This window comes from Natronincola ferrireducens, assembly GCF_900100845.1.
Classification (GTDB): domain Bacteria; phylum Bacillota; class Clostridia; order Peptostreptococcales; family Natronincolaceae; genus Natronincola_B; species Natronincola_B ferrireducens.
In genome coordinates, this window is record NZ_FNFP01000002.1 from 18,035 (window position 1) to 40,043 (window position 22,009).

At 35.4% G+C, this 22,009-nt stretch carries 21 protein-coding genes; all 21 read left to right on the forward strand.

Going from position 1 to position 22,009, the window contains the following annotated elements:
- Positions 1 to 21: 21 nt before the first annotated feature.
- Positions 22 to 1,830, forward strand: coding sequence for a translation elongation factor 4 (gene lepA, locus BLS22_RS05535; RefSeq protein ID WP_090551719.1), 1,809 nt, complete (start codon positions 22 to 24; stop codon positions 1,828 to 1,830).
- A 154-nt stretch (positions 1,831 to 1,984) separates the two neighbouring features.
- Positions 1,985 to 3,121: a radical SAM family heme chaperone HemW gene (hemW, locus tag BLS22_RS05540; RefSeq protein ID WP_090551723.1), complete on the forward strand. Its 1,137-nt coding sequence runs from the start codon at positions 1,985 to 1,987 to the stop codon at positions 3,119 to 3,121.
- 109 nt (positions 3,122 to 3,230) lie between these two features.
- Positions 3,231 to 4,259, forward strand: a complete 1,029-nt coding sequence (hrcA, locus tag BLS22_RS05545; RefSeq protein WP_090551727.1) for a heat-inducible transcriptional repressor HrcA — start codon at positions 3,231 to 3,233, stop codon at positions 4,257 to 4,259.
- An 83-nt stretch (positions 4,260 to 4,342) separates the two neighbouring features.
- On the forward strand, positions 4,343 to 4,939 hold the full coding sequence (grpE, locus tag BLS22_RS05550; RefSeq protein WP_090551729.1) for a nucleotide exchange factor GrpE: 597 nt from the start codon (positions 4,343 to 4,345) through the stop codon (positions 4,937 to 4,939).
- Between the two features lie 52 nt (positions 4,940 to 4,991).
- A complete protein-coding gene (gene dnaK / locus BLS22_RS05555) occupies positions 4,992 to 6,827 on the forward strand; it encodes a molecular chaperone DnaK (RefSeq protein ID WP_090551732.1) in 1,836 nt (611 codons plus the stop codon).
- A 140-nt stretch (positions 6,828 to 6,967) separates the two neighbouring features.
- A complete protein-coding gene (gene dnaJ / locus BLS22_RS05560) occupies positions 6,968 to 8,098 on the forward strand; it encodes a molecular chaperone DnaJ (protein ID WP_090551736.1) in 1,131 nt (376 codons plus the stop codon).
- Between the two features lie 107 nt (positions 8,099 to 8,205).
- The gene (gene prmA, locus BLS22_RS05565; protein ID WP_090551739.1) at positions 8,206 to 9,159 is read left to right on the forward strand and encodes a 50S ribosomal protein L11 methyltransferase; all 954 of its coding nucleotides are present in this window, start codon (positions 8,206 to 8,208) and stop codon (positions 9,157 to 9,159) included.
- Positions 9,152 to 9,910 carry a 16S rRNA (uracil(1498)-N(3))-methyltransferase gene (locus BLS22_RS05570; RefSeq protein WP_090551741.1) on the forward strand — a complete coding sequence of 253 codons (759 nt, stop codon included), beginning with the start codon at positions 9,152 to 9,154 and terminating at the stop codon, positions 9,908 to 9,910. Before prmA ends, BLS22_RS05570 begins: the two co-directional genes overlap by 8 nt.
- A 3-nt stretch (positions 9,911 to 9,913) precedes the next feature.
- Positions 9,914 to 11,215 carry a tRNA (N(6)-L-threonylcarbamoyladenosine(37)-C(2))-methylthiotransferase MtaB gene (gene mtaB, locus BLS22_RS05575; RefSeq protein ID WP_090551745.1) on the forward strand — a complete coding sequence of 434 codons (1,302 nt, stop codon included), beginning with the start codon at positions 9,914 to 9,916 and terminating at the stop codon, positions 11,213 to 11,215.
- Positions 11,216 to 11,291: 76 nt separating this feature from the next.
- On the forward strand, positions 11,292 to 11,639 hold the full coding sequence (locus BLS22_RS05580; RefSeq protein WP_090551750.1) for a histidine triad nucleotide-binding protein: 348 nt from the start codon (positions 11,292 to 11,294) through the stop codon (positions 11,637 to 11,639).
- Between the two features lie 131 nt (positions 11,640 to 11,770).
- Positions 11,771 to 11,953, forward strand: a complete 183-nt coding sequence (gene rpsU, locus BLS22_RS05585) for a 30S ribosomal protein S21 (RefSeq protein WP_090551752.1) — start codon at positions 11,771 to 11,773, stop codon at positions 11,951 to 11,953.
- 23 nt (positions 11,954 to 11,976) lie between these two features.
- Positions 11,977 to 12,417 (forward strand): GatB/YqeY domain-containing protein, encoded by a 441-nt coding sequence (locus BLS22_RS05590; RefSeq protein WP_090551756.1) that lies wholly within the window; start codon positions 11,977 to 11,979, stop codon positions 12,415 to 12,417.
- Between the two features lie 143 nt (positions 12,418 to 12,560).
- Positions 12,561 to 13,676 (forward strand): endonuclease/exonuclease/phosphatase family protein, encoded by a 1,116-nt coding sequence (locus BLS22_RS05595; RefSeq protein ID WP_090551760.1) that lies wholly within the window; start codon positions 12,561 to 12,563, stop codon positions 13,674 to 13,676.
- Positions 13,677 to 13,894: 218 nt separating this feature from the next.
- The gene (locus BLS22_RS05600; protein ID WP_090551764.1) at positions 13,895 to 15,190 is read left to right on the forward strand and encodes an NfeD family protein; all 1,296 of its coding nucleotides are present in this window, start codon (positions 13,895 to 13,897) and stop codon (positions 15,188 to 15,190) included.
- 11 nt (positions 15,191 to 15,201) lie between these two features.
- A complete protein-coding gene (gene floA, locus BLS22_RS05605; protein WP_090551767.1) occupies positions 15,202 to 16,206 on the forward strand; it encodes a flotillin-like protein FloA in 1,005 nt (334 codons plus the stop codon).
- A 64-nt stretch (positions 16,207 to 16,270) separates the two neighbouring features.
- Positions 16,271 to 16,819 (forward strand): hypothetical protein, encoded by a 549-nt coding sequence (locus BLS22_RS05610; protein WP_090551769.1) that lies wholly within the window; start codon positions 16,271 to 16,273, stop codon positions 16,817 to 16,819.
- A gap of 93 nt (positions 16,820 to 16,912) precedes the next feature.
- On the forward strand, positions 16,913 to 17,188 hold the full coding sequence (gene yqfC / locus BLS22_RS05615; RefSeq protein WP_090551773.1) for a sporulation protein YqfC: 276 nt from the start codon (positions 16,913 to 16,915) through the stop codon (positions 17,186 to 17,188).
- Positions 17,189 to 17,206: 18 nt separating this feature from the next.
- Positions 17,207 to 18,382 (forward strand): sporulation protein YqfD, encoded by a 1,176-nt coding sequence (gene yqfD, locus BLS22_RS05620; protein ID WP_244269499.1) that lies wholly within the window; start codon positions 17,207 to 17,209, stop codon positions 18,380 to 18,382.
- 59 nt (positions 18,383 to 18,441) lie between these two features.
- Positions 18,442 to 19,374 carry a PhoH family protein gene (locus tag BLS22_RS05625; protein WP_090553266.1) on the forward strand — a complete coding sequence of 311 codons (933 nt, stop codon included), beginning with the start codon at positions 18,442 to 18,444 and terminating at the stop codon, positions 19,372 to 19,374.
- A gap of 43 nt (positions 19,375 to 19,417) precedes the next feature.
- Entirely contained in the window at positions 19,418 to 21,559 is a 2,142-nt protein-coding gene (locus BLS22_RS05630) for an HD family phosphohydrolase (protein WP_090551779.1), read from the forward strand.
- Positions 21,543 to 21,998 (forward strand): rRNA maturation RNase YbeY, encoded by a 456-nt coding sequence (gene ybeY / locus BLS22_RS05635; protein ID WP_090551783.1) that lies wholly within the window; start codon positions 21,543 to 21,545, stop codon positions 21,996 to 21,998. The genes BLS22_RS05630 and ybeY overlap by 17 nt, the downstream gene beginning before the upstream one ends.
- Positions 21,999 to 22,009 lie beyond the last annotated feature (11 nt).

Here is a 22,009-nt window from a genome sequence, read left to right on the forward strand (position 1 = left end):
AGTTGAAGGAGGAATACATATATGCCAAGCGATAGACAAAAGAAAATCAGGAATTTCTCTATTATCGCCCACATCGATCATGGGAAATCTACCTTGGCTGATAGATTGATAGAAGATACTGGCCTAATAAGTGAAAGAGAAATGCAAGAGCAGATATTAGATAACATGGATCTAGAAAGAGAACGGGGTATCACTATTAAACTACAGAGCATTAGATTAGTTTATAGAGCACGGGATGGAGAAGATTACTATTTAAATCTTATTGACACACCAGGACACGTAGATTTTACCTATGAGGTATCCAGAAGTTTAGCAGCATGTGAAGGGGCTATCTTGGTAGTAGATGCAGCTCAAGGGATTGAAGCTCAGACCTTAGCAAATGTCTACTTAGCTTTAGAACAGGATTTAGAGATTGTTCCTGTTATTAATAAAATAGATCTTCCAAGTGCCCGACCGGATGAAATTAAAAAGGAAATAGAAGATATTATTGGGCTAGAAGCCCATGATGCTCCTCTAATTTCTGCAAAGGATGGTCTAAACATAACAGATGTTTTGGAAGCTATTGTAGCAAAGGTACCAGCACCTACAGGCTCAGCTGAAGCACCTTTAAAAGCATTGATTTTTGACTCCTACTATGATAACTATAAGGGTGTAATTGCTTATGTCCGAGTGGTTGAAGGTACATTAAAAAAAGGTATGAAAATCAAGATGATGGCTACCAATAAAACCTTTGAGGTGACGGAGGTGGGGATTTATTCTCCAGGTCCTATCCAACTAGAAGAGCTAAAGGCTGGAGATGTTGGTTATGTGGCTGCCAGTATAAAGGATGTTAGAAACTGTCGTGTAGGGGATACAATTACCGATGCTACGAACCCAACGGAGAAACCATTACCTGGATATAGAAAAGTAACCCCAATGGTTTATTGTGGGATCTATCCTGCTGAAGGAGAAAAATATGAGGATGTAAGAGATGCTTTAGAAAAATTACAGGTAAATGATGCAGCACTGGTTTACGAACCAGAAACCTCTGCAGCATTGGGTTTTGGGTTTAGGTGTGGCTTTTTAGGTCTTCTTCACATGGAGATTATTCAGGAAAGATTAGAAAGAGAATTTAATCTAGACTTAGTAACGACAGCACCAAGTGTTATCTATAGAATTACTAAAACCGACGGTGAGGTTGTTATGATACAAAATCCTGCTAATTTACCAAAGCCTCAAGAAATTTCCATAATGGAAGAACCTATTGTAAAGGCCAATATTATGGTGCCTAATACCTATGTAGGAACAGTGATGGAGCTGTGTCAAGAGCGTCGGGGAGAAATGAAAAATATGGAGTATATTGAAGAAACAAGGGTTGTTCTTCATTATGAGCTTCCGCTAAATGAAGTAATTTATGACTTCTTTGATGCATTAAAATCCAAAACGAAGGGCTATGGCTCCCTTGACTATGAGTTTATTGGTTATACAAGGTCTAACCTTGTAAAGCTAGACATTCTAATTAATGGTGAGCAGGTGGACGCCCTATCCTTTATTGTCCATGAAAGCAAGGCTTATTCAAGAGGTAGAGGAATGTGTGAAAAATTGAAGGATGAAATACCTAGACATCAATTTGCTATACCTATTCAAGCCAGTATAGGACAAAAGGTTATTGCTAGAGAAACCATTCGAGCCCTACGAAAAGATGTTTTAGCAAAATGCTACGGTGGAGATATTACTAGAAAGAAAAAATTATTAGAGAAGCAAAAAGAAGGTAAAAAGAGGATGCGTCAAGTGGGTAGCGTAGAAGTTCCTCAAAAGGCATTTATGTCTGTATTGAAATTAGACAGTTAAATTTTCTAAGTATAAAAACTAGTAACTCCTATAGATGGGGCTTACTAGTTTTGTTTATAGGTTAGTATTGCTTAATACCCTGACAAGTTAATATTTATAATAAAACTAGATATTAACCTTAGTCTTGGCCTTAATCTCGTTGGGAGGAATTAATTTGAAGCCGTTAAGTATATACATCCATATTCCCTTTTGCAAAAAAAAATGTCACTACTGTGACTTTGCCTCCTATAGTGGCAAATCCCATTTCATTAAGGATTATATGATTGCCCTTAAAAAAGAAGTGATGCTATATAAGGAAGAAATAGAGGATTACAAGATAAACACCATTTTTATAGGAGGAGGAACCCCTTCTGTTTTAGAGGTTGGGCAAGTGGAGGAGCTTATGGATCACCTCCATAGAAACTACCGTCTATCTAAAACTATAGAAATTTCTATAGAAGCAAATCCAGGTCTCCTAAGCTTCGAAAAGTTAAAGGAATACTACAGCAGTGGTATCAATCGATTAAGTATAGGGTTACAGGCATGTCAAAATCATTTGTTGACAAGCCTAGGAAGAATACATCAATATGAAGATTTTGTTCGAAATCTTCAAGATGCTAGAAGTGTAGGATTTTATAATATTAATGTAGATTTAATGTTTGGTCTGCCAAAGCAAAGGCTGGAGGATTGGTATACTAGCCTAAAAAATGTAGTGGATTTAAGGATACCCCATATCTCAGCCTACAGCCTTATTATAGAAGAGGATACCCCCTTCTATCAATGGACGGAGGAGGGAAAAATACAAAAGCCTAAAGAAGATATTGAAATAAATATGTACCATAAAGGGATTCAATACTTGAAGGAGAAGGGATATATTCATTATGAAATATCCAACTTTGCAAAACCTAACCATCAATGTAGACATAATATCACCTATTGGAAAAATCAACAATATCTAGGCTTGGGGGCAGCAGCCCACTCCTACCTTAATCAACAAAGGTTCAATAATCATCCGAAGATTGAAGATTATATGGAGGCCATAATGGAAGGTAAAAAACCTATAGGAGAGAAGAACGATCTTTCTCTTAAGGATGAAATCAGTGAAACGATGTTCTTGGGGTTAAGAATGATGGAGGGTATATCTACTAAAGAATTTCAAAAAAGATTTAATCAATCCCCCTTTGATATATATGGGGAAATATTTAAAAAATTAAAAGAAAAGCAATTAATAGAATACGATAGTAACAATATAAAGTTAACCAGTAAAGGTATAGATTTAGCCAATATCGTTTTCCAAGAAATGTTATTATAATTCATATTTTTTTTAAAAAGTCTTGACAAAAATACATTGAAGTGATATTTTAAAATCAGAAACGTTAGCACTCAACAGAACAGAGTGCTAATAATCTGAGGTGAATGTGATGGAATTAAACGATAGAAAGATAAAGATATTGCAGGCCATCATTCGTGATTATATACAAACGGCAGAACCAGTAGGCTCTAGGAGTTTGTCAAAAAAGTATGATTTAGGTGTAAGTCCTGCTACTATTAGAAATGAAATGTCAGACTTAGAGGAACTGGGGTACCTGACGCAGCCCCATACATCTGCAGGGAGAATTCCTTCTGATAAGGGATATCGACTTTATGTAGATAATCTCATGGAAATTAAAATGATTGCTGATTTGCAAAGAAAAAACATTAAAAACAATTTGTTGAGACAATTTGGGGAAGCGGAGCAGTTATTGCAGTACAGCTCTAAAATCATTTCTCAGTTTACCAATTATACATCTTTAGTACTAACACCACAAATTAGAGAAAATAAAATAAAGCATATCCAGCTGGTGCCAATTGACACTGAAAATATTATAGCTGTTATGGTAACAGATACAGGGATTATTAAAAATCCATTAATCACCATGGCTGAGGGGATAGAATACCACCGACTAGAAAAGGTATCCAATCTTTTGAACAAAAAGCTTCAAGGAATGACGATAAAAGATATGGAAGGTAAGATGTTGCAGGAGCTAAAAAAAGAACTTTTTGAATTTAACAATATCATTCATGCAGTAGTTCCTAAAATTTTTAGTGTACTAGAGGGTATCGAGGATGCTGAGCTCTTTCTAAGCGGCACAACCAATATCTTTAATTTTCCTGAATTTAATGATGTCTTAAAAGCAAAATCCTTTTTAAGCATGCTAGAGCAAAAGGAGACCATTAGCAACATTATTTCATCCTCAAGAGAAGACGGCATTACTGTATCTATAGGCAGTGAAAATAACTATCAAGAAGCCAAGGAATGCAGTCTTGTGACGGCTACCTATAAAGTCAATGGTAATATTGTAGGAAGATTAAGTGTTATTGGACCCACTAGAATGGATTATTCCAATGTAGTTGGTACTTTGAACCAAATTAGTCAGTATATTAATGAATTGTTAAGAACAAGATATTAATAAAAATACTGGTGCGAAGTGCTTTAGCATTTTGCACTCTATCTTTGTCTTTAAGAATAAATAGATGGGGTAGGTGAAGCAAAATGACAGAAGAAAAAGATAGAATAGATACATCCTTAACAGAAGAAGCAATAAATGATAAGGAAGAAAATAGGGAGGAAATACATAGCAATAAAGAGGCCCTACAAGAAGAAATGGAAAATCAAAGAACTGAAGAAGGTGTAGAGACGTTGAAGAAAAGGCTAGAGGAAAAAGAAGCTGAAGGCAAAGAGTACTATGATAGAATGGTTAGACTCCAAGCAGATTTTAATAATTATAAAAAAAGGGTTGAAAAGGAAAAGAGTGATATCTACCTTTATGCCAACGAAAAGCTAGCAGCAGATCTATTGAATATTATAGATAACCTTGAAAGAGCTTTGGCTTCCCAAGGGGAAGAAAATAAAGGTAATGGTTTATATGAAGGAATTGAGCTGGTGCAGAAACAGATGATAGATACCCTAAAAAAACATGGTATAGAAGAAATTGATGCCTTGAACAAACCTTTTGATATGAATCTACATCATGCTGTTATGAAGGAAGAGGCTGAGGCTGAAACCGATCAAGTAATAGAGGTGTTTCAAAAGGGATATACCATCCACGGCAGGATTTTAAGACCTGCTATGGTGAAGGTGGCCCAATAAAATAGATATCAATCATTATTAAACTATATAAACATAGAAGGAGGAAATAGAAATGGGTAAAATAATAGGTATAGACTTAGGTACAACTAACTCATGCGTATCAGTATTAGAGGGAGGGGAACCAGTTGTTATATCCAACTCTGAAGGCAATAGAACAACACCTTCTATTGTAGCATTTGGAAAGGATGGAGAGAGAATTGTAGGTGAACCTGCAAAAAGACAGGCTATTACCAATCCTGACAAAACAATTGCATCTATAAAAAGACATATGGGTACAGATCATAAAACAAATATAGATGGGAAGGATTATACACCACAGGATATTTCTGCTATGATTCTACAAAAATTAAAGGCAGATGCAGAGGCTTACTTAGGAGAGAAGGTAACAGATGCAGTTATTACAGTACCTGCTTATTTTAGTGATAGTCAAAGACAGGCTACAAAGGATGCAGGTAAAATTGCAGGCTTAAATGTTCAGAGAATTATCAACGAGCCTACAGCAGCGTCTTTAGCTTATGGTTTAGATAAAACAGAGGAACAACAAAAAATATTGGTATATGACTTAGGTGGTGGTACCTTTGACGTATCTATTTTAGAACTAGGGGATGGGGTGTTTGAGGTACTAGCAACCCATGGAAATAACCATCTAGGTGGAGATGATTTTGATCAAGTAATTATTGACTACATTGCAGAAGAATTTAGAAAGCAAGAAGGTATTGATTTAAGACAGGACAAAATGTCTTTACAACGTTTAAAGGAAGCAGCTGAAAAAGCTAAAAAAGAGCTTTCCAGCACCATGACTACCAACATTAATTTACCTTTTATTACTGCAACCAATACTGGACCAAAACACTTAAACATGGATTTAAGCAGAGCAAAATTTGAAGAAATATCTAGTCATCTAGTAGAGAAGACCTTAGAGCCTATAAGAAAATCCTTAGACGATGCTAAGCTTTCTCCCCAAGAAATTGACAAGGTAATATTAGTAGGAGGATCTACTCGTATTCCAGCTGTACAACAAGCTGTTAAGAAAATTACAGGTAAAGATCCCCATAAGGGTATCAACCCAGATGAGTGTGTGGCATTAGGAGCAGCTATTCAAGCAGGGGTATTAACGGGGGAAGTAAAGGATGTTCTTTTATTAGACGTAACACCCCTATCTTTAGGTATTGAAACCTTAGGGGGTGTATTTACACAACTGATCGAAAGAAATACAACGATACCTACAAAGAAAAGTCAAACTTTCTCTACAGCAGCTGATAATCAGCCAGCAGTGGACATCCATGTGCTACAGGGTGAAAGACAAATGGCTGCCGATAATATAACATTAGGTAGATTTGAATTATCTGGTATTCCACCAGCGCCTAGAGGTGTACCACAAATCGAGGTAACCTTTGATATAGATGCAAATGGGATTGTAAATGTTTCTGCCAAAGACTTAGGTACTGGCAAGGAGCAAAAAATCACCATTACTGCTTCCACTAATCTTTCTGATGATGAAGTTCAAGCTAAAGTAAAGGAAGCTGAGCAGTTTGCAGAGGAAGACAAAAAACGCAAAGAAAAGGTAGAAGTTAAAAACCAAGCTGATACCCTTGTTTATCAAACTGAAAAAACCCTAAAAGAGATGGAGGGTAAAGTTGGCAAGGAAGATGAGGAAAAGATTAAAGCAGAAATAGAAAAACTGAAGAAGGCATTAGAAGCCGACAATGTTGAAGATATGAAAAAAGGTATAGAAGATTTAAACAATGCTTTCCATGCCATTTCACAGCAAATGTATCAACAGGCTCAGCAAGAAGGACAGGAGACAGCAGGAGAAGGGGCTCAACAAAACAATGAAAATGTAGTAGATGCTGAGTATGAAGAAGTAAAGGATGATGAAGATAAGTAAGTAGTATGAGGACACCTTAAGGTGTCCTCATCATTAATCAAAAAGGAAATTAGTTGATAAAATATATAAATTACAATATAATAATGAATGGTTGAAACCCTATCATCCCGTAGTGAAATTTAGTGAAAGGCGGTGAAAAGGTGAGTAAAAGAGATTATTATGAAGTATTAGGTGTAGATAAAAATGCTAGTGCTGAAGATATAAAACGAGCTTACCGAAAATTGGCGATGAAATACCATCCTGATAGAAATCCAGGGGATAAAACGGCTGAAGATAAGTTTAAAGAGCTTAATGAGGCCTATGAAATATTAAGTACTCCAGAGAAAAAACAACGTTATGATCAATTCGGCCATGCCGGAGTCAACGGTCAAGGTGGCGGAGGCTTTGGCGGTTTTGGGGGCGGAGGCTTTGAAGACATCTTTGGTGATATCTTTGATATGTTTGGGGGAGGAGGTTTTTCTTCCAGACGTAATAGAGGACCTCAAAAAGGTGCCGATATTAAATATGAATTAAGTATTACCTTTGAGGAAGCGGTTTTTGGTACAGAAAAAACTGTAGAGTTTTACAAATATGAAAACTGTCAAACCTGTAATGGTAGCGGTGCAAAACCTGGCACTTCTAAAAAGACATGCTCCCATTGTAAAGGAACAGGAGAAGTGCGATTTGTTCAACGAACACCACTGGGTCAAATCGTTAATGTAAAGGCCTGTGACCACTGTCATGGAGAGGGGCAGATTATTGAAGCCCCATGCACCACCTGTAATGGTAAAGGAAAAGAAAGAAAGCGCAAGAAGATCAAGGTTAGAATTCCAGCCGGCGTGGATAATGGTTCTATTATTCCGTTACGGGGAGAGGGAGAACCTGGCATCAAGGGTGGACCCTATGGAGATTTATATGTTGTATTAAGGGTATTACCCCATAGAATTTTTGAAAGAGATGGTTACGACATTATATGTGAAATGCCTATTACCTTTGTCCAAGCAGTATTAGGAGAAGAACTAGAGGTTCCAACATTAGAAGGAAAGGTAAAATACAAAATTCCTGAAGGAACCCAAAGTGGAACAATATTCCGTTTGAAAAATAAAGGGGTACAAAACCCAAAAGGATATGGAAAAGGCGATCAATACGTGAAGGTTGTTGTAGAGATTCCTAGGAATTTAACAGACAATCAAAAAGAAATGCTGAAGCAGTTTGCTGCCGAAGGTGGAGAAGAAATACATGAAAAAAGAAAATCTTTTTTTGATAAAGTAAAAGACGTATTTGGTGTATAATAAAATCACTCTATCATGAGTGATTTTATTATAGAACTTGGTATTTTAAGAAATACTGGGCATAATACCATTAATATGATGGTATATTATTTAAGGGATGTGATAGGATGGAATGGATTGAAATATCAATAAAAACCACAACAGAGGCAGTGGAGGCGGTATCCAACATCCTCTATGATGCTGGTGTAGCTGGATTGGTTATTGAAGATCCTAAGGATTTTATTTTTATGGATAATGACGAAAATTCATGGGATTATGTAGATGAATCTATATTTGCTAATCTTTATGAAGGTGCTATTGTAAAGGGGTATTTACCCCAGGCACCTGATTTAGTAGATAAAATAGAGCTTATTCGTCAAGCAGTGGATGTTTTACCAGAATATGGTTTAGATGTTGGACTAGGAGAAGTCACCACCCTAGAAGTTCGAGAAGAGGATTGGAGTCATTCTTGGAAGAAGTACTATAAGCCCACCCAAATAGGTAAAAACATCATTATCAAACCAACCTGGGAAAAATATGACAAAAGTAGTGGAGAAATGGTTATAGAAATGGACCCTGGCATGGCTTTTGGAACTGGCACCCATGAAACCACCATGATGTGTGTAATGGAGCTGGAAAACCATGTAAAAAATTATTCTACTGTTTTTGATATAGGATGTGGAAGCGGAATTTTAGCTATTACAGCGGCTAAGCTAGGGGCTGAAAAAGTAATTGCTGTAGATATCGATGAAGTAGCTATAGAAGCTACAAACAACAATGTCAAGCTTAATCATATAGCAGATAAAATAGATATTCGTAAAGGAAACCTTATGGAGGTTGTCACTGAAAAGGCTGATGTTATTGTAGCTAATATCATTGCTGAAGTCATCATGATTTTAAGTAAGGATATTAAAAAATTCCTTAAAACCAACGGTACGTTTATAGCCTCTGGTATCATACTGGACAAAATCGATGTTGTAAAAGAAAATTTACTATCCATTGGATTAGACATTATTAAAATAGAAACTATGGGGGAATGGGCAGTGGTGGTTTCAAAATTAAAGGACGAAAGCCATGAATAGGTTTTTTGTATCCTCTGCTGACATTAATAGATGCGAAAAAAAGGCCGTTGTTACTGGCGAAGATGTAAAGCATATGTCGAAGGTGCTAAGGCTGACGGTAGGAGATACGGTGGAGCTTTGTGATGGGGAAAAATATCAGTATAGGGCTGAAATAAAAAGTATGGATAAAAACCAAGTGCTTCTTTCAATTATAGAAGAGGAACAACTAGTTACTGAACCATCCATTGATGTCATTCTTTATCAAGGTATACCAAAGGCCACTAAGATGGAGTTAATCATACAAAAAACTACTGAGCTGGGAATTAAAGAAATTATTCCTGTTATCACCAACAGAACAATCGTTCATTTTAAAGATAATAAGGATAAGGAAAAAAAGGTAGAACGATGGCAAAAAATTGCTGAAGAAGCTGCTAAACAAAGTAAACGTGGTATGATCCCCTCAATTCATTCACCCATTTCCTTCAAGGAAGCCCTAGAACACAGTAGACAAAATCACATAAATATTATAGCCTATGAAAAAGAAAGCAAACAAAGTATAAAAAACCTATTGAAGTCCTATGGGGAAAAGAAGATAGGACGGATTGGTTTATGGATTGGTCCTGAAGGTGGTTATGAGGAAGAAGAAATTGAGTTAGCTTTGATGGAAGACATACAAGCTATTACCTTAGGACCTAGAATATTAAGAACAGAAACTGCAGGGTTGACGGTATTAAGTATACTTATGTATGACTTAGGAGATTTAGGAGGTTAACTTGTGAAAAAAGTAGCTTTTCATACTTTGGGTTGCAAAGTAAATCAATATGAAACCCAGGCCATGAAAGAGTTGTTTGAAGGGGAAGACTATACTACTGTAGCAGATACGGAAATTGCAGATGTATATGTTATCAATACATGTACTGTAACCAGTATTAGTGATAAAAAATCAAGACAATTCATCCGTAGAGTAAAGCGGAACAATCCGGATGCAATTATTGCTGTAGTAGGTTGTTATGCTCAAACAGCTCCCGATGAAGTTTTAGAAGTAGAAGGAGTTAATATTGTCATAGGCACCAATGATAGAAACAAAATCGTTGAATTGGTGGAGAACTGTAATCATAATGAAAAAATCAATATGGTTGATGACATTATGAAGGTAAAAGAATTCGAAGAAATGTCTATTGGAGAAATCAAAGAAAAAACAAGAGCTTTTTTGAAAATTCAAGAGGGCTGTAATCAATATTGCTCCTACTGTATTATACCCTATGCTAGAGGTCCTATAAGAAGTAGAAAAAAACCTGAAATTATTAATGAAATTAAAAATCTTGTAGACAGTGGCTTTAAAGAGATTGTTTTAACAGGAATTCATGTGGCCTCCTATGGAAAGGACTTAAAGGAAAAAAATGCTCTTATTGCTGTTTTAAAAGAGGTTAATGCTATTACAGGATTGGAAAGAATTCGCTTAAGCTCTTTGGAGCCTACTCTTTTTACTGAAGATTTTCTTCAGGAGATTTCTCGTTTACCTAAGATATGCCAACACTTTCATCTATCTCTTCAAAGTGGTTGTGACAAAATTTTAAACAAGATGAATAGAAAATATACAACTGGAGAATATAGAGAAATTGTTAAGAAAATTAGAAGTGTATATCCTAAGGTTGCATTAACTACTGATATTATTGTTGGATTCCCAGGGGAAACAGAGGAGGATTTTCAAACAACCTATAGCTTTGTGAAGGAAATAGGCTTTAGTAGTATTCATGTGTTTAAATATTCTGCTAGAAAAGGCACTCCAGCTGCCACCTATGAAAATCAAGTAAATGGTAGTATAAAGCATAAAAGAAGTGAAGTCCTTATTGAATTGGGAAACCAATTGGAAAAAAACTATTATCAACAATTTGTTGGCACCACTAAAACTGTATTATTTGAGGCTTCGTCCAAGGATAGGTCAGAACATATGGAGGGTTACACGGATAATTACTTACGGGTTCTAGCTAAAGGAGATCAACAGCTTGAGGGAGAAGTGAAGAAAGTTTACTTAAAAACCTTTGAAGGACAATTTATTATTGGAGAAATCATATAAATTTTTTAAAATTTAAAGGAGTTTCATTTTTTCTGTTGAATTATACAGTATATATTAACAGGTAAGGAGGTGTATTATGTCGGAGTGTATCTTTTGTAAAATTGCAAAAGGAGAAATACCAGCTACAATTTTATATAAAGATGATAAAGTTGTGGCTTTTAAAGATATTAATCCCGAAGCCCCTAATCACCTGCTGGTAATTCCTAAAAAGCACATACAATCTATAGCCCATGCTTCTGTGGAGGACACAGAAGAAATAATTCCCCAGATTTTTAAAACTATACAGCAGTTAGCTGAGGAATTAGGTCTGAAAGAAAAAGGATTTAGAATAGTAAATAACTGTGGGAACCAAGGAGGTCAAACAGTGGATCATCTTCACTTTCATCTACTAGGTGGAAGACAGATGACATGGCCACCGGGTTAAAACTTTGTATTGCATAACCCTTGTTTTTAATGTATAATAACAAAGTATTGGATTTATCCCACTTGCAAATATAGTACTCTAATACTATAGATCAAGCACAGCGGGTGCTCGCGGAGGGAGGGAGAAGTAGAATGTCAGAAATAAAAATTAGAGAAAATGAATCATTAGACAATGCACTTCGTAGATTCAAAAGACAATGTGCAAAGTCTGGTGTATTATCTGAAGTAAGAAAAAGAGAGCATTATGAGAAACCAAGTGTAAAGCGTAAGAAAAAAGCTGAAGCTGCACGTAGAAAAAACAATAAAAGATTCTAATAATGTAAATAGAGGTGAAGAGAATGTCCCTCAAACAAAGATTAACAAATGATCTTAAACAAGCCATGAAGGACAAGGATCAGCTTCGAAAGAATGTTATTACTTTAATTCGATCTGACATTAAACAAATAGAAGTAGATAAAAGAATAGAACTTGAGGATCAGGATGTCATTGAGATTATTTCTAGACAATTAAAACAGAGAAAAGATGCATTGGATGAATTTCAAAAAGGTGGTAGAGAGGATCTTGTGGCACAAGCCCAACAAGAAGCTGAAATACTACTGCAGTATCTACCTGAACAATTGTCAGAGGAAGAAGTAATAGATATTGTAAAGAGTGTTATTGTCGAAATAGGTGCTAACTCTATGCAGGATATGGGGAAAGTCATGGCTGCTGTCATGCCTAAAGTAAAAGGTAGGGCTGATGGCAAGATAGTTAATCAAGCTGTAAAAAAACTATTATAATTCAAATATAACCCGGATATATTCCGGGTTTATTTATATTTTCCAACAATTTACTGAAAATTATTTTAAATGTACTAAATTTAGAAAACTCCCCTATGGTATAATAAAATTAGCTAAAATTTTTAGACAAAGGGGTAATATTTATGGGAGGACATAAAAAATTTTGGGTTATTATTATGTTAGTAGTATTTTTTATGCTAGGGTTTACCTTTAAAATTAGCTCGTCAGCAAATGGAGAGATTCAAGCTATTAAATATATAGATCAAGGAAGTACATCCCATATACAAATCATTACCCATAAAAACATAAAAAAGCTTACAATAGAAGCCTTAAACCAAGAGGGAGAAATGAGCCACTTTTTTACCCTTGAAGATTATGTAATGAAAAGAAATCCAGAAATAACACAGAATATTTTTTATATCACCAATAGAGTGGGAGGTTTAGAAGATATTCATGAATTGTTTGTTACTAATGGTGGAAACATAAAAATACCAATAGAACTGGAAGAGGTACAAGAAGTATCTGTTTCAGAAGTTGTAAAATATACATTTGGTGAAGGTAGTGTAAATCCCTTGAAAATTATGTCCTATAACATACATCATGGTAAAAACCTATACGGTAGATACTCATTAGATGAAATTGCTGAGGTTATTAAAAACAGTGGAGCAGATATAGTTGGCCTACAGGAGATAGATAATGGTGTAATTCGCTCTAGATTTGAAGACCAAATCAAATATTTAAGTGAAAAGCTTTCTATGGAATATGTTTATGGTTATAATATCAATATTTTAGGAGGCACATATGGAAATGGTATCTTAAGCAAGTACCCTATAGAAAGTTATGAAAATCTACTTTTACCCAGTGGTCGAGAACAGAGGGGGCTTCTTAGAGCCACTATTAAGGTTAATAATCATTCCATCCACTTTTTATCAACTCATTTAGGATTAAATCAAGGTGAACGAAAAAATCAAATTAACGCTATTGATAAATATTTAGATATCCTCTCCTCAAATATAATATTAGTGGGGGATTTCAATGCTCGACCCCACAGCAGAGAGATACAGCATATGAGTAAAAGGCTGGTGGATGCAGCCCATAAAGCTGCTAAAGGAGATGAACCTACCTTTGATCTCCCTGTTTTATCTGGACGAATTGACTATATCTTTGTTGATCAAAAGTTTCCTATACAAAGATACCAGGTAATAAAAAGCAGGGCCTCTGACCATTACCCTATAACAGCAATCATTAAACTGGAATAACTGCTTATTAGAGTATAAGCAGTTATTCTATATTGCACTCTCCTTTTAGCAATCTATTTTTTTAGTAGTTTAAACTAGAGACAAAAAGAATATATATTACAATATAGAGAAATATTTTTACTAGTATTACAATCTCATTACAATTTAACAAATCTTTTGACGAAGAATATAATAATTAAGTAAACAATGGTATAATGATAGGGAGAAAGGGTGATAACATGAAAAAAAGGTGGGATATTTTTTTAATTTTGATATTTATATTTGTCATTCTACCATTTCAAACCTTTGGAGCGGGGGATATAAACAATGTATATATCGTTCCAATAGAGGGGGAAATTGGTCCTGCTGTATATCAATATGTAAGGGATAATATTCATATGGCAGAGACAGATCCAAATGCTGTAGCCATAATTTTTGAAATAGATACCTATGGTGGCCGGATAGACTCAGCAGAAAAAATAAGCAAACTCATTATGGCGTCAAGACTACCAACTATTGCCTTTGTAAATACAAAGGCAGAGTCGGCGGGAGTACTATTAACCATATCTGCAGATGCTATTGCTATGGCCCCAGGAGGCACAATAGGCTCAGCAGAGCCTATTCCAAATACAGAAAAGACCTTATCTATGTGGACTAGTTTATTGAGGGCAGCAGCAGAGGAAAAGGGTAGGGACCCTGAACTAGTAGCGTCTACTGCTGATAAAGCTATCGAAATACCAGATGTTATTGAAAAGGATAGACTTTTAAATCTGACAACCCGTGAAGCTAAAGCTCTAGGTTTAGCTGATGTTGTGGCAGATGATTATGCCACTATATTACAGGCAACTGAAATTGATTATACCAACATCATTTCCACCCCTGTTCCCAACAGGGTAAGGGTGGCTCAGACTATGACCAGTGCATATATAGCCCCAATCCTATTAACCTTAGGATTTGCAGGTCTAGTATTTGAAATTTTCACTGCAGGCTTTGGCGTAGGGGGTACAGTTAGCTTTGTAGCCTTTAGCCTATACTTCGGAGGAGCTATTTTAGCTGGAAATGCTGGATGGGCGGTATTGATGGTGTTTTTAGTGGGGATGGCCCTATTATTAATAGAGGCATTTGCTCCCGGCTTCGGCATCCCTGGACTTGGAGGAATCATTTGTATCGTTGTCAGTATTATAATGGCCTCCAACAGCGTAGCTACAGCTATAATTTCTTTGTTTATTTCTTTTGTTCTAACAATAGTGGCTTTGATACTAATATTAAAGTATGCTCCTAGGAGTAAGCATTTTGATCGCATTATTCTGGGGACAAAAATGAAAAAAGAAGAAGGCTATAGTGCCGCTGGGAAGTACCATCAATATATTGGGCAACAAGGAGAAGTAATAACTTTTCTAAGACCAGCAGGAACTATTGATGTTAATGGTGAAGTATTAGATGTGGTTTCAGAAGGGGCTTTTATTGAAGTAGGCAGTAAAGTAAGGGTGGCAAAAGTAGAAGGAAGAAGAATTATTGTCAAAAAAATTGATTAGGAGGGTTTTACATGCAAGGATTGATTCCATTATTAATTTTAATAGCAATTGGATTTATATTGCTATCTATTGTACTAAGTTTTGTTCCAGTAGGTCTGTGGATTACAGCTCATTTTTCAGGAGTAAGAATAGGGATTTTTACATTAATCGGTATGCGTTTTAGGAGGGTACTACCTATACGTATTGTAAATCCTATGATTAAGGCAACGAAAGCAGGTTTGGATTTAAGTATTGATAAGTTAGAGGCCCATTATCTTGCGGGAGGGGACGTTAACAACGTGGCTGATGCATTGATAGCTGCACAAAGGGCAGATATCAACCTTGAGTTTGAAAGGGCAGCAGCTATAGATTTAGCTGGTAGAGATGTACTTCAAGCTGTTCAAGTAAGTGTTAATCCTAAGGTTATTGAAACTCCCAAAATTGCTGCAGTGGCTAAAGATGGTATAGAAGTTATGGCCAAGGCTAGGGTTACTGTTAGAGCCAATATTGAAAGACTTGTTGGTGGTGCTGGGGAAGAAACTATTATTGCCAGAGTAGGTGAAGGTATTGTAACAACCGTTGGTTCTGCAGCTACCCATAAGGATGTTTTAGAAAATCCTGATTTAATTTCCAGAACCGTTCTAAACAAAGGTTTGGACGCAGGAACCGCCTATGAAATTCTATCAATTGATATTGCAGATATAGATATCGGAAGAAATATTGGAGCCCATTTACAAACTGATCAAGCTGAGGCTGATAAACGAATTGCTCAAGCTAAGGCAGAGGAAAGAAGAGCTATGGCGGTAGCAAAGGAGCAGGAAATGAAGGCAGCTGTTGAGGAAATGAGGGCTAAGGTTGTAGAAGCAGAAGCAGAAGTACCACGAGCTATGGCCACAGCCCTAAGAGAAGGAAAAATGGGGGTAATGGACTATTACAACATGAAAAATATCTTAGCTGATACCAACATGAGGGAAGCTATATCCAATGTAAATAAATCAAGCGACGATGATAAAGAAAAGAAAGATACTAAAAAATAGACTTAGGCAGGATTAAAGGAATAAGGCTGATACCACAGTCGTTTAAAAAGGAAGTGATGAAGCTGTGGAAAGTATTTTAATATTTATAGTTTTTGTTATTATAAGCTCCGTATTTAATAAAGACAAAAGAGCTAAAAAAACTTCTAGAAGGCCAAGGGGCTTAGATGAAAATGAGATGGATAGAGGACAAGATCATTCCTTTGACAAACCCAAGCCTACTGTTACAAGACGAGAGGGTGGCTTTGGTGATTTGATTCAAGAGCTAAGAGCCGATTTTAATGAGGTTTTTAAAGAAAAGTCCATTACCCGTGAAGTAAGAGAAGATAACCCAAAACCTATAGAAGAAACTACAAAAGACTTATCTTATAATGAAAAATATGAGTATGAATATGGAAATGAATATCAAAAGCATATTAATGATAAAGAATTAGAAATTAGATATGACGTAGATAAAAAGAAAGCCAAAGAGAGGTCAACACCTATAAAGCCTGTATATACCAATGAAACTCAACAAAGTATTTCAAATAATAACTTATCCTTTGATGAACAAACCCTACTTCAAGGAATCATCATGTCAGAGATATTGGGTAAACCTAAAGCCCTTAAAAAATAGAAGATCTTATGGATCTTCTATTTTTTATGCAATAAAAAGGTCTACATAAAAATAATGAAGCATAAAAATTGAATATATGGGGAGGTGTGTCGCATGAAAAAAAATCAAGAAGTTAAAAAAAGCTTAGCTGAAATTCTAGAGCTGCCAAAGGATATTATTTTAGACATACCCAAAATTACTATGATTGGCAATCTTCAAATATATATTGAAAACCATAAGGGAATTATTGAGTATACCAGCAATCGAATCCGAATTAATAGTAAGAGTGGTGTATTGCGAATCTTAGGGAGAAACTTACTTTTAAAAAATATTGTTCAAGAAGAAATCATTATAGTAGGGGATATCCAACAGGTGGAATTTACAGATTAGGGAGTGATAGCTTTGTTAATGGTGAAACTATGGAATTATTTTAGAGGCTATGTTATTATAAAAATAGAAGGCTTATCATTAGAAAAATTTATCAATATGGCCATAGCTAGAGACATTTATTTATGGGACATCAAAAGACTTAATTATACAACTTTAGAGGCGAAGGTAGGAATCGGAGGCTTTAAAGCTCTTCGTAAGCTTGTAAGAAGAGCAGGCTGTAGAATGTATATATCTGAAAAAAATGGATATCCATTTTGGTTTAGCAAAGTCAAGAAAAGAAAAATGCTTGTGTTGGGGGCATTTTTTTCTTTAATACTTTTATTGGTTTTATCTACTTTTATTTTTAGAATAGATGTTATGGGTAACGAAAACATATCAACTGAGGAAATATTGACAACATTAGGAGAATCCGGCTTGACTATAGGAGCCAATAGGTACTTCATAAATTTAAGGGATCTTGAAAATAGTTTATTAATTCATATCCATGAACTTGCATGGGTAGGTATAGAAATCAAAGGAATTCATGCTAAAATAGAAGTAGTAGAAAAAACACTGCCACCCCCTAGGATTGATAAAAATACTCCCTGTGATGTAATTGCTAAAAAGAATGGTGTTATTGAAAAGGTAATTGCTAGAAATGGAGATGCTTTGGTGCAAAAGGGAGACATTGTAGCAGAAGGAGATCTTTTAATTACGGGTATTGTGGAGAGGGAAGGGATGGAAACCCCCCTATATATACATGCCTATGGAGAGGTTTATGCTAAAACCTATTATGAAGGCAACAAATCAATGAAGCTTCTAAAAGTCAAAAAAGAAAAGACAGGAGAAAAGGTGATGAGAAGAGGGGTAAAAATTGGTGCACTAGAGCTAGCGTTAAATGGGGAAACAAACCCCTATGAAGTGTATGTTTTAGAAAAGTCCTCTAAAAAACCTTTTCAATGGAGGGGCAAAGGCCTACCTGTGGAAATAATAACAGAAGAAATTTATGAAGCTATTGAAGTAGAAGAGAAGGTGGATATAACAGATGCAAAGAATCTATTACATGAAGCCCTTATAGAAGAAATATTGGAAGAAATTCCAAAAGAATTAGAAATTTTAAATAGCAATACAGAGTTTACAATTAAAAATAACATACTATATGGAAATGTCATCATTGAAGTTTTAGAGGATATAGCTACACAAAAGAAATTATAATTTAAGGAGGATTATTTTTGGAAAATCAACAACAACAAAGAAGAATAAATATTGAAAACATGGATTTTCTTAAAGAACTTTTTGGAAATTTTGATGAAAATATTAAACTGATAAATAAATATTTAAATATTGATATTATTCCCAGAGAAGGAGATATTGTATTAGTAGGGGAAGAGAAAGATTTAGAAAATGGAGAAAAATTAATTGATGAATTAGAGAAGATAGCCAATAAGGGTGAACATTTAACCACCCAAAATGTAACCTATATTATCCACATGCTTTTAAATGGAGATCAGGACAAAATAAAGGATTTGATGGGGGATGCTGTTATCATAACAGCCAAGGGCAAACCTATTAAACCTAAAACCTTAGGGCAAAAAAACTACCTAGAAGAAATAGATGATAAGGTACTAACCTTTGGTGTTGGTCCTGCTGGGACAGGAAAAACCTACTTAGCAGTGGCTATGGCAGTAAAGGCCTTCAAAAATGATGAAGTCAATAAAATTATTTTAACGAGACCGGCTGTAGAGGCTGGGGAAAGCCTCGGTTTTTTACCCGGTGATTTAAAGGACAAGGTGGACCCCTATCTAAGACCCCTTTACGATGCCCTGTTTGATATCTTAGGACCAGAGAAATTCCAAAAATATATGGAAAGAGGCTTAATAGAAGTAGCGCCCTTAGCCTATATGAGGGGAAGAACGTTAGATAACTCCTTTATTATCCTTGATGAAGCACAAAATACAACAAAAGAGCAGATGAAAATGTTTTTGACCCGACTAGGTTTTGGCTCAAAGGCAGTTGTAACAGGAGATATTACTCAGATTGATCTACCAGGGGGAAAATTTTCAGGGTTAAAACACGCTGTTGCTATATTAAAAGATATAAAAGAAATAGGAATTTGTTATTTGTCAGAAAAAGATGTTGTAAGACATCCTTTAGTACAAAAAATCATTAAAGCTTACGATATCGTTGAAAATAAAAAAAGAAAGTAAAAATACTTTAATAGGGTAAGTAATAAACCTAGGAGGAAAAAGTATGGATGTTATAAACAAATGGGTAAGTAAGCTTTCAAAAAGTTTCGTTGCAAAACTATGGCAAGGGAAAAGAATGCAGCATATTCTTTTGGCCATTCTATTTTTTGTAAGTGTTTTCTCTCTATTGGTCTTTAGCTTAAAACCTCAAAAATTCGATGTATCCTTAGGCCAAAGATCTCCATCGGATATCTTCTCACCTAAGGATATAGAAGATAGGTGGGAGACCCAAAAGCTCAGGGAAAAAGCATTGGAATCTGTAGAGTTAATCTATAGCTTCGACCCAGGTGTACACATCGAGGTGAAGAAGGACATTGAAGCTTTTTTTCAGTTGGTCTATAGGGTGAGAAGCTATGAAGACGTAGAAGAATCTGATGAAATACAAGAAGCAGAACAAGTAGTAGAGAAACCTTCTCTAGAGGAAGAAAATCCTTTAAATCTTACTAGAGAAGATTTACAAACTGCTCTGAATGAACCCCTAGATAAAATCAATTATTTAGAAACCTATATTTATGAAATTATTGCACAAAATATGAATACTGGTATTAAAGTAGAGGATCTTCAAAAATCAAAAAACACCATGAGGCAATATATTCTAAACATAGAAGAGTTTAACGATGACTTAAAGGAATTAGGAGTTTCCATTATAAATGCAACTATTCGACCCAATATGTTTTTTGACATAGAAACAACAGAACAGCTGCGAAGGGAAGCCGTAGAAAGTGCCGATAGAATTATAATTAAAAAGGGAGATAAAATCCTAAGGGAAGGAGATATAGTTACCTATGACAGACTGGAGTTATTAAGGGAACTGGCCATTGTAACCGATGACAATAAAATAGATATCATGTTGTACCTAGGAATAGCTTCTATTGTATTGGTTATAGAGATATTAATGATTGCCTATATCTATTTCTTTAATAGGGAAACCTTTGAAAAAACTGATAAACTCCTGATGATATGGATCATTATGATAGGCACCCTTATTATTTCTAAAGGTGTTGCCAATATATCTATTTATATTATGCCTGTGGCTGTATCAGCAATGTTATTATCTATTCTCATAGAACCTAGATTAGCTCTATTAGTAAATCTTTGCTTAACAATCTTGATTAGCATTATCACTGGTAATGACATTATTTTTATTGTCATGGCAATTTTAGGTGGCACAGCAGGGGTTTTTAGTGTAATTAATACACAACAAAGGGCTGCTATATTTTTATCGGGAATTGTTGTTAGTTTTATCAATATTGCAACCATTATAGGGATTGGTTTTATTAATAGTAATGAAGTTATAAAAGTACTGATGTATGGATTTTATGGGGTTTTAAATGGTCTGTTTTGTTCCATACTAACAGTAGGTACCCTACCATTATGGGAGTATCTTTTTAGAGTCGTCACTCCATTAAAGCTAGTGGAATTGTTTAATCCAAATCAACCCCTATTAAAAAAGCTATTAATAGATGCTCCTGGAACCTATCATCATAGTATTATTGTAGGCAATTTAAGTGAATCAGCTACTGATGCTGTGGGGGGCAATTCTCTATTAGCTAGGGTAGGAGCTTTTTATCATGATATTGGGAAAATAAAAAGACCTTATTTTTTCAAGGAAAATCAGTTAACATCTGAAAATCCCCATGATAAATTAACGCCCTCTTTGAGCAGTTTGATCATTACTGGACATGTTAAAGATGGGATGGAGCTTGCTAAAAAACATAAATTACCTAAGGAAGTAATGGACTTTATAGAGCAGCATCATGGAGATACGTTGGTGGCATATTTTTATCATAAGGCAAAAAATAGTGAACATGGGGAAAATGTAGATGAACAAAGCTTTCGTTATGGGGGACCTAAACCCCAAACCAAAGAAATCGCCATTGTTATGTTGGCAGATTCTGTAGAGGCTGCTGTAAGGAGTATTTCAAGTCCCACAAAGGATAAAATTGAAAAGCTAATCCATAAGATTATAGAAGACAAGTTAATGGACGGACAATTGGAGGAGAGTGATTTAACCTTAAAGGAACTAGACGTTATCAAAAAAACCTTTGTTAAGGTGATGCTAGGTATTTTCCATGAGCGTATTGAATATCCTGATACAGACATAAAAGAATTGAAGGGAAGAAAATCCTATGGAGTTAATAATTGACAATAGACAAGACAAAGTAAATTTGGAAACTGACTTAATAGAAATTTTGACGAAGGTAGTAGAGGAGTGTTTGGTCTATGAAGGTTGGGATGAAGATTACGAAGTTAGCTTATCCCTGGTAGACAACCATGAGATTCAAGAACTTAATAGAATCTACAGAGGAAAGGATTGTGCCACCGATGTTTTATCCTTTCCCATGGTAGATGACAACAGTCCTATGACAGAAGAAAAGATCTTAGGGGATATTGTTATATCTGTAGAAAAGGCAGTAGAGCAGGCAGAGGAATACCAACACTCTCTAAAACGCGAAATAGCCTTTTTGACAACCCATAGTATGTTTCATTTGATGGGGTATGATCATATGGATGAAGAGGCTAGAAGGATAATGGATGGGAAAGAAAAAGCTGTATTAAATAAACTGGGAATAAAAAGAGAGTAAATGAGGTTATA

Coding starts and splice junctions, on each gene's coding strand:
- BLS22_RS05630 (WP_090551779.1), top strand. CDS start 19,418: ATGGATGTTATAAACAAATGGGTAAGTAAGCTTTCAAAAAGTTTCGTT.
- ybeY (WP_090551783.1), top strand. CDS start 21,543: ATGGAGTTAATAATTGACAATAGACAAGACAAAGTAAATTTGGAAACT.
- BLS22_RS05625 (WP_090553266.1), top strand. CDS start 18,442: ATGGATTTTCTTAAAGAACTTTTTGGAAATTTTGATGAAAATATTAAA.
- rpsU (WP_090551752.1), top strand. CDS start 11,771: ATGTCAGAAATAAAAATTAGAGAAAATGAATCATTAGACAATGCACTT.
- BLS22_RS05570 (WP_090551741.1), top strand. CDS start 9,152: ATGAATAGGTTTTTTGTATCCTCTGCTGACATTAATAGATGCGAAAAA.
- prmA (WP_090551739.1), top strand. CDS start 8,206: ATGGAATGGATTGAAATATCAATAAAAACCACAACAGAGGCAGTGGAG.
- BLS22_RS05600 (WP_090551764.1), top strand. CDS start 13,895: ATGAAAAAAAGGTGGGATATTTTTTTAATTTTGATATTTATATTTGTC.
- BLS22_RS05595 (WP_090551760.1), top strand. CDS start 12,561: ATGGGAGGACATAAAAAATTTTGGGTTATTATTATGTTAGTAGTATTT.
- BLS22_RS05580 (WP_090551750.1), top strand. CDS start 11,292: ATGTCGGAGTGTATCTTTTGTAAAATTGCAAAAGGAGAAATACCAGCT.
- grpE (WP_090551729.1), top strand. CDS start 4,343: ATGACAGAAGAAAAAGATAGAATAGATACATCCTTAACAGAAGAAGCA.
- yqfC (WP_090551773.1), top strand. CDS start 16,913: ATGAAAAAAAATCAAGAAGTTAAAAAAAGCTTAGCTGAAATTCTAGAG.
- hrcA (WP_090551727.1), top strand. CDS start 3,231: ATGGAATTAAACGATAGAAAGATAAAGATATTGCAGGCCATCATTCGT.
- floA (WP_090551767.1), top strand. CDS start 15,202: ATGCAAGGATTGATTCCATTATTAATTTTAATAGCAATTGGATTTATA.
- BLS22_RS05590 (WP_090551756.1), top strand. CDS start 11,977: ATGTCCCTCAAACAAAGATTAACAAATGATCTTAAACAAGCCATGAAG.
- lepA (WP_090551719.1), top strand. CDS start 22: ATGCCAAGCGATAGACAAAAGAAAATCAGGAATTTCTCTATTATCGCC.
- dnaK (WP_090551732.1), top strand. CDS start 4,992: ATGGGTAAAATAATAGGTATAGACTTAGGTACAACTAACTCATGCGTA.
- yqfD (WP_244269499.1), top strand. CDS start 17,207: ATGGTGAAACTATGGAATTATTTTAGAGGCTATGTTATTATAAAAATA.